Genomic DNA, 10219 nt, shown 5'->3' with positions numbered 1-10219 from the left:
GCCGAGGTGATGCGCGTCGCCCACCTGGGCGCCGGCTCGACCCGGCAGCCCTTCATGTTCTACACCGCGGCGGCGGTGATCTACCTCGTGCTGACCACCGTCTCGACGGCGGCCTTCGACCGCGCCGAGCGTCACACCATGCGCGGCGTGCGGAGGGCCTAGGGATGAACTGGACGCTGATGTGGGACGCGCTGCCGCGCCTCGCCGCCGGGGTGCCGGTCACGGTGCAGCTGGTGCTGTTCGCCGAGCTGGCGGGCGTGGCCCTGGCGACCGGGATGGCGCTGATGCGGCTGTCCGGCAACCCGGTGGCGGACTGGATCGCGCGGTCCTACGTGTTCGTGTTCCGCGGCACGCCGCTGCTGGTGCAGATCTTCCTGATCTACTACGGCCTGGGGCAGTTCGGCGGCGTGCGCGAGAGCGTGCTGTGGCCGGTCCTGCGCGAGCCCTACTGGTGCGCCATCCTGGCGATGACGCTGAACACCGCCGCCTACGGCAGCGAGATCATCCGCGGCGCCATCCAGGCGGTGCCGCACGGGCAGGTCGAGGCGGCCAAGGCCTGCGGCATGGGCCGCTTCCTGCTGTTCCGCCGCATCGTCGTGCCGATCGCGGTGCGTCAGGCGCTGCCGGCCTACGGCAACGAGGTGATCCTGATGATCAAGGCCAGCTCGCTGGCCAGCACCATCACGCTCCTGGAGGTGACGGGCATCGCGCGCCGGATCATCGCGCAGACCTTCGCGGTGTTCGAGATCTTCATCGTCGCCGGCGTCATCTATCTGGTGCTGAACTTCGCGCTCGCCTGGGCGGTGCGCGCGACCGAGCGGCGGCTGACCCCCTACGCCCGGGCGCGCGTCTGAGGGTTGCGCGCCGGGGATTGTTCACTGTCTTACGGTCGTTAATCGTTTGTGCACCGCAAAGCCGTCATCCTGCCCGATCCGAGGGCAGCGGGGCGGTGGCGCGTCCATGACGACCGGGGTCGAGTCAGTGGCGGAGAGCGTGACGGGCTGGCTGCTGCCGGCGCTGCTGGTGGCCGGCGGGCTGGTCGGCGCGCTGGCGTGGCGCATCGCCGCCGCGTGGCGGGACGAGCAGCGCCGCGCCGCGCTGGTGCGTAACCGCTTGGCGGCGGTGCTGGAGGGAGCTGCCGACGCCATCGTGCTGTTCGACGCCGCCGGCCGCGTCGCCGACGTCAACCCCGCCGCCGAGCGCCTGTTCGGCCGGCCGGAGGAGGCGACGCTCGGCCAGCCGCTGGGTGCGCTGCTGCGCGCGGCGGACGGCGGGGAGCTGACGCTGGAGCGGCTGACCGGGGCCGGCGGGCAGGGCTGCGACCTGCTGGCGGTGCGCGACGGGGCGACCGTGCCGGTGGAGGTGCGCGCCAGCCGGATCGCCTGCGCGGGCGCGCCGCTGTACAGCGCGGTGGTGCGCGACATCACGCTGCGCAAGGAGCTGGAGAACAGCCTGCGCGCCGCCAAGGAGGCCGCCGAGGTGGCCAGCCGCGCCAAGTCGCAGTTCGTCGCCACCATGAGCCACGAGCTGCGCACACCGCTCAACGCCATCATCGGCTTCTCGGAGATCATCCGGGACCAGGCGATGGGGCCGCTGGGCGACCCGCACTACGCCAGCTACGCCGAGGACATCCACGAGGGCGCCACCCACCTGCTGGCGGTGATCAACGACATCCTCGACATCGCCAAGGTCGAGACCGGCGCGATGACATTGTCCGAGCGTCCGGTGGCGCCGGGGGCGCTGGTGACCGCCTGCGTGCGCCTGATGCGCGACCGCGCCGACCGGGCCGGCGTGGCCCTGGTGGAGGAGGTGGACGACGCCACCCCGGCGGTGCTGGCCGACGAGCGGCTGCTGAAGCAGATGCTGGACAACCTGCTGTCCAACGCGGTGAAGTTCACGCCGGCCGGCGGGAGCGTCACCGTGCGCGCGGCGGCGACGGCGGAAGGCGGGCTGGCGATCGCGGTCGCGGACACCGGCGGGGGCATCGCGCCGGAGGTGCTGGAGCGGGTGTTCTCCCCCTTCGTGCAGGCCGACGGCCGGCTGTCGCGTGGACACGAGGGAACCGGGCTGGGGCTGCCGCTGACCAAGGCGCTGATCGAGCGGCACGACGGCCGGATCGAGCTGGAGTCCACGCCGGGTCGCGGGACGGTGGCGACGCTGCTGCTGCCGCCGGGGCGGGTGCTCGGCAGGGAAGGGGCGGTGGTGGGCTGAGAGGTGGCTGCGTTGGGCCCCCACCCAACCCTCCCCCACTTCGCTCTCGGCGGATCTTCGATCCGCCTGACGCGGCAAGCGGATCCTGCGGATCCGCTGAGAGCGGGGGAGGGCTTTAATTCCTCCCCCCGCGGAGTGGGGGGAGGTTAGGAGGGGGGCCCAGCGCCCGAACTCACACCTCGATCAGCGCGTAGAGCCGTTCGCCGTCCTTCGGGATGGTCTGGGCGCAGTTGTAGACCGGCGTTCCCCGGGGCGTCGCCCCCTTGAAGCGCCCATGGTGCGCGTGGCCGTGCACCACCGCCTTCACGCGATCGTGGTAGCGGTCGATGGTCTCCGCCAGCCGCGAGGAGCCGAGGAAGGGCAGGATCTCCTTCGGCTCGCCCTCCACCGTCTCGGCGATGGGGGCGTAGTGCAGCACCACCACCGTGCGCTCGGTCTCCAGCTGGCGCAGCGCGCTTTCCAGGCGCATGGCTTCGTTGACCGATTCGTGCACGAAGGCCTTGATCGCCGGCTCGCCGAAGGCATCGAGCATCATGCGCTCGAACCCGCCGGCGAAGCCCTTCACTCCGGCGAAGCCCACGCCCTTGATCTCGTACACCGTGCCGTCGTCGAGGAACTTCACCCCGGCCTGGCAGAGCACGTGGCGCACCTCCTCCACCGCGCCGCACTCGTGGTCGTGGTTGCCCAGCACCGCCAGCACCGGGATGCTCAGGCCGCGCAAATCCTCGGCGAGGATCTCCGCCTCGTGAACCTTGCCGTGGTTGGTCAGGTCGCCGCACAGCGCCAGCACGTCGGCCTCCTCGGCGATGCGCAGGAACAGGTCGCGGTAGGGGTGGACCGCGGTCTCGCCGACATGGATGTCGCCGATGGCCGCTACGGTGATCTTGCCTTCAGCCATGCTTCGCTTCCTCGCCGACCACGTCGGCGAAGCCCCAGTCTGTGACGTCGATCAGGTAATCCTCGCGCGAGTACAGCCGCCCGCGGCAGATGCGCGTCTGCGGCACCGGCAGCTTGGCGCGCTCGTGCAGGCGGGTCAGCAGCTCGTCCAGCAGCCAGTCGGGAATCGCCTCGCGCTCGGTCGGGTAGATGAAGCGGAAGTTCAGGACGTGCATCAGCAGCACCTCCCAGTACTGCTCCATGTGCGCCAGCAGCCGCTTCCAGTCGATGTCGCCGCGCCGGCGCAGGATCAGGTGCGCCACGTCCGGCCCGTCGTACTTGTGGCGCATCTGCACGAACGCCTTGGAGAACACCAGCTCCGTCGGCGGGATCAGCTGCACGTCGGAGCCCAGGATCTTCGCCGCGTGCCGCTCGCCGAACCACGCGTCGGTGACCGGGTTGATGGCGGCGGCCGAATTGAAGATCACGTCGAAGAACAGCTCGCCGTGCAGGACCTTGCCGATCCAGCGCTCGTCCTCGATCTCGGTGGCGTAGCCGCGGTCCTGGAAGAAGGCGAGGATGCGCGGGAAGTCGCCGGCCTTGCAGAACACGTCGATGTCCTTGGTCGGCCGGCTGAGCCCGGTGTAGGCGCACACCGCGTAGGTGCCGCCCAGCAGGAACGGAACACCGGACTCCTTCAGCAGCTTCAGGCTCTCGGCGTAGAACGCCTCGGCCTCTGCCGACGCGGAGATCGCGGTCGACGTCTTGGCTTTGGGCATGATCCTCATCGTGGGTCGGAGGGAACCGGGCGCACGGCGCGTGACGTGCGCCCGGTATCAACGCTCAGCAGCAGCGGATGGCTCCGCCGTTCTTCCCGCCGTAACGGCGGTCCTGGCTGTCGCGGAAGAACTCCTCGTAGGTCATCACCGGCTCGTCCGGGTGGGTGGTCCGGCGGTGCGCCACGTAGGCGTCGTAGTCGGGCACGCCCACCATCAGGCGGGCCGTGCGCTGCATCTTCAGAAGCAGGTCGTAGGCTTGCTGCATGGCCGTCACTCCGCCGCCAGCGGCCGGCCGGCGCCGGTGCCGGCGACCTCGCGCACGGTGACGTTCGGGTCGGCCAGCGCCCGGCGGATCCAGATCACGCCGTAGACGATCATCGCCAGCACGACCAGGATGAACAGCCCGGTCAGCGTCGCATCGACGTAGTCGTTGACGATGACGCGGTGCATCTCCTCCATGGTCTTGGCGGGCGCCAGGATCTGCCCGCCGGCCGCGGCCTCGGAGAAGCGCTGGGCGTGCGACAGGAAGCCGATCTTGATGTCGGGGTGGAACAGCTTCTGCCAGCCGGCGGTCAGCGTGCAGGCGAGCAGCCACGCGGTCGGCAGCAGCGTCACCCAGGCGTGCTGCTGCCGCTTCATCTTGAACAGCACCACCGTGCACAGGATCAGCGCGATGGCCGCCAGCATCTGGTTGGAGATGCCGAACAGCGGCCACAGCGTGTTGATGCCGCCCAGCGGATCGACCACGCCCTGGTACAGGAAATAGCCCCACGACCCCACCGCCAGCGAGGTGGCGATCAGGTTGGCCGCCCAGGAGTGGGTCTGCCGCATGAACGGCACCGCCATGCCGGTGAGGTCCTGGATCATGAAGCGCAGCACGCGGGTACCGGCGTCCACGGTGGTCAGAATGAACAGCGCCTCGAACAGGATGGCGAAGTGGTACCAGAAGGCCATCAGCGCCTGTCCGCCGATGGCGTTCGACAGGATGTGCGCCATGCCCACCGCCAGCGTCGGCGCGCCGCCGGCGCGGCTGAGGATGGTGGACTCGCCGACGTCCCTGGCGATGGCCGTCAGCGCGTCGGGCGTGATGGTGAAGCCCCAGGACGAGATCACCTCGGCCGCCTTGGCGGCGTCGGTGCCGATCAGGCCGGCCGGGCTGTTCATGGCGAAGTACACCGCCGGGTCGAGCACGCAGGCGGCGATCAGCGCCATGATCGCCACGAACGACTCGGTCAGCATGCCGCCGTAGCCGATGAAGCGGATCTGCGTCTCGTTCTCCACCATCTTCGGGGTCGTGCCCGACGAGATCAGCGCGTGGAAGCCCGACACCGAGCCGCAGGCGATGGTGATGAACAGGAACGGGAACAGCGAGCCGGAGAACACCGGCCCCGACCCGTCGATGAACCGCGTCACCGCCGGCATGCGCAGCTCGGGCATGACGAACAGGATGCCGATGGCCAGCGCGATGATGGTGCCGACCTTCAGAAAGGTGGACAGGTAGTCGCGCGGCGCCAGCAGCAGCCACACCGGCAGCACCGACGCCACGAAGCCGTAGCCGATGATCATCAGGGCGAGTTGCGTGCCGTTGAAGGTGAAGGCCGGCCCCAGGCTCGCGCTCTCGGCCACGGTCTGGCCGAAGAAGATCGCGCCCATCAGCAGCACGAAGCCGATCACCGACATCTCGCCGATGCGGCCGGGCCGCAGGAAGCGGGTGTAAATGCCCATCAGGATGGCGATGGGGATGGTGGCGAACACCGTGAAGGTGCCCCAGGGGCTGCCGACCAGGGCCTTGACCACCACCAGCGCCAGCACGGCGATCAGGATGATCATGATCAGCATGACGCCGATCAGCGCGATGACGCCGGCCACCGGCCCCATCTCGGAGCGCACCATGTCGCCCAGCGTGCGGCCGTCGCGCCGCGTGGAGGCGAACAGCACGATCATGTCCTGCACCGCGCCGGCGATCACCACGCCGACCAGGATCCAGATGGTGCCGGGCAGATAGCCCATCTGCGCCGCCAGCACGGGCCCGACCAGCGGCCCGGCGCCGGCGATGGCGGCGAAATGGTGGCCGAACAGCACGTACTTGTCGGTCGGCACGTAGTCCAGCCCGTCGTTGTAGCGCACCGCCGGCGTCGCCCGGCTTGCGTCGAGCTGCAGCACGGTCTGCGCGATGTACAGGCTGTAGAAGCGGTAGGCGATGGCGTAGACGCACAGGGCGGTGACCACCAGCCAGAGCGCGCTGATGGTTTCGCCGCGGCTCAGCGCCACATAGCCGAACGCCGCCACCACGAGCGTCGTCAGCACCAGCGCGCCGAACCCGGTCATGACTCGGGACATGGCGACGTCTCCCCCCAGGGTAGTTCTGCGCCCTCAACAGGGGATTCGCGCAAAATGGCACGGGAACCCCCACCACCGCGCCGCCGTTTCCCCGTCATTGCGGCCGTGAAGGGGAGTTCCGAGGATGACCAGGACCATTCGCAACGCGCTGATGGGCGCGGCGGTGGTGGCGCTGCTGGCGCCGCCCGCGCTGGCGCAGCAGACCTGCCGCGCCATGGTGGACCGCTTCGCCGCCGCCGAGAACCTGACCGCCACCACGCCGCCGACCGCCGCGCCGCCGGCGCTGGGCGACACCCGGCCGGGCACCGCCGGGACGTCGGACGGCAGCGGCCCCCCCGGACCGTCGATGTCGGACAAGCTCGGCCAGTCGGGCGGCGTGCTGAAGCCGCCGGCGATCGGCGACCAGGCGGTGATCGACCCGCCGCAGACCGGCAACATGCCGACCGCGCCGCGCGTCGCGCCGGCCCCCGGCACGGGCTCCGGCTCCTCGGCCGAGTCGCCGACCGGCGCCTCGCCGGACCGTGCGGCGCAGCGCGCCCAGATGGAGGCGCTGGTCACCGCCGCCCGCGCCGCCGCCGAGCGCGGCGACGAACGGCAGTGCATGGACAGCCTGTCCAAGGCGCAGGCGCTGACCGAGGGCCGCGGCAGCGGCGGTGGCGGCTGATGCGCCGGCCGATGCGCCGGCCGATGCGGATGAGCCCGTACCCGACGCCGCCGGTCCCCGGCTCGCCCGTGCCGGTGCCGCCCGACCTCCCCGAGGACGATCCGGCGCGCCCGCCCATCGAGGAGCCGCCGGCGCCGATCCCGGTGCCGCCGACCGAGCCGCCTTCCGCGCCCGACCGGTTGTCGGGATCGCCGTAAGCGTGTGCGGCGCGGCGCGGCGATCCGTGCTACAAGGGGGCTCTTTCCCCTGTTCGAGCACGGCTTGAGATCATGCGCAGAGATGAACCGCCCCGCCACGTCTTCCGCCAGCCCACCGTTCTGGGCGAGCGGGTGGAGGCCACCGTCAAGTGGTTCGACCCGGTCCGCGGCTTCGGCTTCGTGCAGCCCAAGGACGGCTCGGCCGACGCCCTGATCCCCAACGCGCTGGTGCAGTCCGCCGGCTACGAGGCGCTGCCCGACGGCACCAGCGTGGTCGTCGACATCATCGAGGGCCGCAAGGGCCATCAGGTGAGCGCGCTGCACGCCGTCGACACCTCCACCGCCAAGCCGTCGCGCCCGCCGCGGCCGGAGCGCGGACCGGCCCGATTCGGTGATCGGGGCGGCGAGCGCGGCCATGATCGGGGCGCCCCGCGCTTCGGCGACCGCGGCGGTGATCGCTTCGGCGATCGTGGCGGCGATCGTGGCGGCGACCGTTTCGCCGACCGCGGTGGTGACCGTGGGCCGCGCCCGGCGGGGCCGCGCCGCCCGGCCGCCGACGGGCCGACCACCGAGGCCGAAGGCACGGTGAAGTGGTTCAACGGCACCAAGGGCTTCGGCTTCATCGCGCCGGACGGCGGCGGGCGCGACGTCTTCGTGCACGTCAAGGCGCTGGAGCGCTCAGGCCTGTCCGGTCTGAACGAGAACCAGCGCGTGCGCCTGACCTTCCGCCAAGGCGAGAAGGGCCCGGAGGCCGTCAGCGTTTCGGAAATCTGAGGGGGCCGTTGCCCCCTCCCTAACCCTCCCCCTCTCCAGCGAAGCGGGGGAGGGGGCAAAGAAGCTTCAGCGCCGCATGAATCGCCGCCAGAAGGGCGCGGAGCGTTCCTCCGCGTCCTTGGCGTTCAGCCATTCCTCGGCCAGTTCGCGCACCTGCCAGCCGCCCAGGAAGCGCTCGCAGTCGACAGCCGTGTACAGCCGCACCCGCTCCTTGCCGAGGCGCTCGAAGTATTCCAGCGTCCGCTGCCGGTCGATGTCCTGCATTCCCAAGCCCATGGAAGGCGTCCTCGACACTAGATGTAGTTCGCCGGTCACATAATCTAGGGATCAATCGCACCGGCCCGCAACATAACTTTCGCTGCGAGTCGGCATACCCCCGGCCGCCCCGTGCCTAGCGCTCTTCCAAGCCGCGGGGAAAGCGATCAAAATGGGTCGCGCGGGCCGGGTTGCGGCGTGTTGCCGCATCGGGCCGTCCGGACAAGAACGAACCGAGGGGTGAGCGCGATGAGCAGGAGACTGTGGGCCGCCGGCGCGGTGGCCGCGGCGGTGATCGGCCTGGGCGTGTCGGGGGCGGGCGCGCAGGAGGTGTCGAAGATCACCATCGCCATGAGCGGCTGGACCGGCTTCGCGCCGATCACGCTGGCGAAGGAGACCGGCATCTTCAAGAAGAACGGCGTCGAGGTCGAGATCAAGAAGATGCCCACCTCCAACCGCCACCAGGCGATGGCGGCCGGCGAGGTGCAGGCCATCGCCACCACGGTGGACACCCACATCCTCTACGCCTCCGCCGGGGTGGACGTGACGCAGGTGCTGGTGCTCGACAGCTCGCACGGCGGCGACGGCATCGCGGTGCGCCCGCCCATCGCCAAGATCGCCGACCTCAAGGGCAAGCAGGTGGCGGTGCAGTACGGCGGCGTGCCGCAGTTCTGGCTGGCCTACGTGCTGAAGAAGAACGGCCTGTCGATCAACGACGTGCAGACCTCGAACCTGCAGCCCTCCGACGCCGCCAACGCCTTCGTCGCCGGCCAGTTCGACGCCGCCGTGACCTACGAGCCCTACCTGTCCAAGGTGCGCGAGGCGAACGCCAACATCATCGTCACCTCCGACCAGACGCCGGGCGTCATCATCGACACGCTGGCCTTCCAGCCGGACTTCATCAAGAAGAACCCGAAGACCGTCGCCGCCGTGGTCAAGAGCTGGTTCGAGGCGCTCGCCGCCATCAAGGCCGACGAGAAGAAGGCCTTCGAGATCATGGGCAAGGACGTCAACCAGACGCCCGAGCAGTTCGCGGCGTCGGCGAAGTTCGTGCGCTGGTACGACAAGGCCGGGAACCAGGAGTACCTGATCAAGACCATGCCGGCCTTCGCCAAGGAGGTGCAGGACGTCATGCTCGAGGCCAAGCTGATCCGCAAGGCGCCGCCGAGCCTGGACGCGATGGTGAACGCCGAGTTCGTGAAGTAGGTCTTCGCGTCGGGCCCCCCTCCCAACCTCCCCCCATCTTCGATGGGGGAGGAACTGAGCCCTCCCCCGCGAAGTGGGGGAGGGTTGGGTGGGGCCCAGTGCGGACACTCCACCCCAGGAGTCCCATGCCCCCCAGCCTCTTCGCCCCGCTGAAGCCGGTGGCACCCGGCCTGCGCACGGTGCTTGGCGCGCTGTGCTTCGTGCTGTTCTTCGCCGGCTGGGGGATCGCCACCTACGGCGGTTTCGTCAAGCCGCTGTTCCTGGCCTCGCCCGGCGATTCGCTGGTCGCCGGCTGGGCGCTGTTCACCGAGTTCGGGTTCGCCCAGGACGTCGCCGTCACCATCTGGCGCGTGCTCGCCGGGTTCACGCTGGCGGCGCTGCTCGCGGTGCCGCTCGGCATCCTGATGGGGGCGTTCAAGCCGATGGAGGCGTTCTTCGAGGGCTTCGTCTCCTTCGCCCGCTACCTGCCGGCCTCGGCCTTCATCCCGCTGCTGATCCTGTGGGCGGGGGTGGGCGAGCTGCAGAAGATCCTGGTGATCTTCATCGGCTCGGTCTTCCAGCTGGTCATCATGGTGTCTGTGATCGTCGGCTCGACCCGCCTCGACCTCGTGGAGGCCGCGTACACGCTGGGCGCGTCCCGCCGCGGCGTGGTGCTGCGGGTGCTGCTGCCGGCGGCCAGCCCGCAGATCTTCGAGGCGCTGCGCCTCGTGCTCGGCTGGGCGTGGACCTACGTGATCGTCGCCGAGCTGGTCGGGGCCAGCCGCGGCATCGGCCACATGATCATCGACGCCCAGCGCTTCCTCGACACCGGGCAGATGATCTTCGGCATCTTCGTGATCGGCCTGATCGGGCTGGTCACCGACGTCCTCTTCCAGGCGGCGCATGCCCGCCTCTTCCCGTGGGCCAGAGGGCGATAG

General features: G+C 70.2%; 12 protein-coding genes. 7 read left to right on the top strand and 5 right to left on the bottom strand.

What is annotated here, in order from left to right:
- The first annotated feature begins 164 nt into the window (after window positions 1–164).
- A complete protein-coding gene (locus tag ACRWK7_RS15905; RefSeq protein WP_431857244.1) occupies window positions 165–854 on the top strand; it encodes an ABC transporter permease in 690 nt (229 codons plus the stop codon).
- A gap of 106 nt (window positions 855–960) precedes the next feature.
- Complete coding sequence (locus ACRWK7_RS15900) at window positions 961–2211, top strand: PAS domain-containing sensor histidine kinase (protein ID WP_431857243.1); 1251 nt, start codon at window positions 961–963, stop codon at window positions 2209–2211.
- A 172-nt stretch (window positions 2212–2383) separates the two neighbouring features.
- Here the strand turns inward: ACRWK7_RS15900 and ACRWK7_RS15895 are convergent, their stop codons facing one another.
- From ACRWK7_RS15895 to ACRWK7_RS15880, 4 genes are all read right to left on the bottom strand, one after another.
- Window positions 2384–3109 (bottom strand): metallophosphoesterase family protein, encoded by a 726-nt coding sequence (locus ACRWK7_RS15895; protein WP_431857242.1) that lies wholly within the window; start codon window positions 3107–3109, stop codon window positions 2384–2386.
- On the bottom strand, window positions 3102–3866 hold the full coding sequence (locus ACRWK7_RS15890) for a nucleotidyltransferase family protein (RefSeq protein ID WP_431857241.1): 765 nt from the start codon (window positions 3864–3866) through the stop codon (window positions 3102–3104). The genes ACRWK7_RS15895 and ACRWK7_RS15890 overlap by 8 nt, the downstream gene beginning before the upstream one ends.
- 64 nt (window positions 3867–3930) lie before the next feature.
- Complete coding sequence (locus tag ACRWK7_RS15885; RefSeq protein WP_431857240.1) at window positions 3931–4131, bottom strand: YbdD/YjiX family protein; 201 nt, start codon at window positions 4129–4131, stop codon at window positions 3931–3933.
- A 5-nt stretch (window positions 4132–4136) separates the two neighbouring features.
- Entirely contained in the window at window positions 4137–6206 is a 2070-nt protein-coding gene (locus ACRWK7_RS15880) for a carbon starvation CstA family protein (protein WP_431857239.1), read from the bottom strand.
- A gap of 124 nt (window positions 6207–6330) precedes the next feature.
- On the opposite strand from ACRWK7_RS15880, the gene ACRWK7_RS15875 reads away from it, so the two are divergent.
- From ACRWK7_RS15875 to ACRWK7_RS15865, 3 genes are all read left to right on the top strand, one after another.
- On the top strand, window positions 6331–6870 hold the full coding sequence (locus ACRWK7_RS15875; protein ID WP_431857237.1) for a hypothetical protein: 540 nt from the start codon (window positions 6331–6333) through the stop codon (window positions 6868–6870).
- Entirely contained in the window at window positions 6870–7067 is a 198-nt protein-coding gene (locus tag ACRWK7_RS15870) for a hypothetical protein (protein WP_431857236.1), read from the top strand. Before ACRWK7_RS15875 ends, ACRWK7_RS15870 begins: the two co-directional genes overlap by 1 nt.
- A gap of 72 nt (window positions 7068–7139) precedes the next feature.
- Entirely contained in the window at window positions 7140–7841 is a 702-nt protein-coding gene (locus tag ACRWK7_RS15865) for a cold-shock protein (RefSeq protein WP_431857235.1), read from the top strand.
- A gap of 66 nt (window positions 7842–7907) precedes the next feature.
- Here the strand turns inward: ACRWK7_RS15865 and ACRWK7_RS15860 are convergent, their stop codons facing one another.
- Window positions 7908–8117: a hypothetical protein gene (locus ACRWK7_RS15860; RefSeq protein WP_431857234.1), complete on the bottom strand. Its 210-nt coding sequence runs from the start codon at window positions 8115–8117 to the stop codon at window positions 7908–7910.
- Between the two features lie 228 nt (window positions 8118–8345).
- On the opposite strand from ACRWK7_RS15860, the gene ACRWK7_RS15855 reads away from it, so the two are divergent.
- Both ACRWK7_RS15855 and ACRWK7_RS15850 read left to right on the top strand, forming a co-directional pair.
- Complete coding sequence (locus tag ACRWK7_RS15855) at window positions 8346–9302, top strand: ABC transporter substrate-binding protein (protein WP_431857233.1); 957 nt, start codon at window positions 8346–8348, stop codon at window positions 9300–9302.
- A gap of 125 nt (window positions 9303–9427) precedes the next feature.
- Complete coding sequence (locus tag ACRWK7_RS15850; RefSeq protein ID WP_431857232.1) at window positions 9428–10219, top strand: ABC transporter permease; 792 nt, start codon at window positions 9428–9430, stop codon at window positions 10217–10219.

This window comes from Azospirillum sp., from assembly GCF_050789165.1.
This window is presented reverse-complemented; position numbering and strand designations above follow the sequence as displayed.

Bases quoted from the DNA above. Each gene is read 5' to 3' on its own strand.
- ACRWK7_RS15905 (WP_431857244.1), top strand. From the start codon at position 165: ATGAACTGGACGCTGATGTGGGACGCGCTGCCGCGCCTCGCCGCCGGG.
- ACRWK7_RS15900 (WP_431857243.1), top strand. From the start codon at position 961: ATGACGACCGGGGTCGAGTCAGTGGCGGAGAGCGTGACGGGCTGGCTG.
- ACRWK7_RS15895 (WP_431857242.1), bottom strand. From the start codon at position 3,109: ATGGCTGAAGGCAAGATCACCGTAGCGGCCATCGGCGACATCCATGTC.
- ACRWK7_RS15890 (WP_431857241.1), bottom strand. From the start codon at position 3,866: ATGCCCAAAGCCAAGACGTCGACCGCGATCTCCGCGTCGGCAGAGGCC.
- ACRWK7_RS15885 (WP_431857240.1), bottom strand. From the start codon at position 4,131: ATGCAGCAAGCCTACGACCTGCTTCTGAAGATGCAGCGCACGGCCCGC.
- ACRWK7_RS15880 (WP_431857239.1), bottom strand. From the start codon at position 6,206: ATGTCCCGAGTCATGACCGGGTTCGGCGCGCTGGTGCTGACGACGCTC.
- ACRWK7_RS15875 (WP_431857237.1), top strand. From the start codon at position 6,331: ATGACCAGGACCATTCGCAACGCGCTGATGGGCGCGGCGGTGGTGGCG.
- ACRWK7_RS15870 (WP_431857236.1), top strand. From the start codon at position 6,870: ATGCGCCGGCCGATGCGCCGGCCGATGCGGATGAGCCCGTACCCGACG.
- ACRWK7_RS15865 (WP_431857235.1), top strand. From the start codon at position 7,140: ATGCGCAGAGATGAACCGCCCCGCCACGTCTTCCGCCAGCCCACCGTT.
- ACRWK7_RS15860 (WP_431857234.1), bottom strand. From the start codon at position 8,117: ATGGGCTTGGGAATGCAGGACATCGACCGGCAGCGGACGCTGGAATAC.
- ACRWK7_RS15855 (WP_431857233.1), top strand. From the start codon at position 8,346: ATGAGCAGGAGACTGTGGGCCGCCGGCGCGGTGGCCGCGGCGGTGATC.
- ACRWK7_RS15850 (WP_431857232.1), top strand. From the start codon at position 9,428: ATGCCCCCCAGCCTCTTCGCCCCGCTGAAGCCGGTGGCACCCGGCCTG.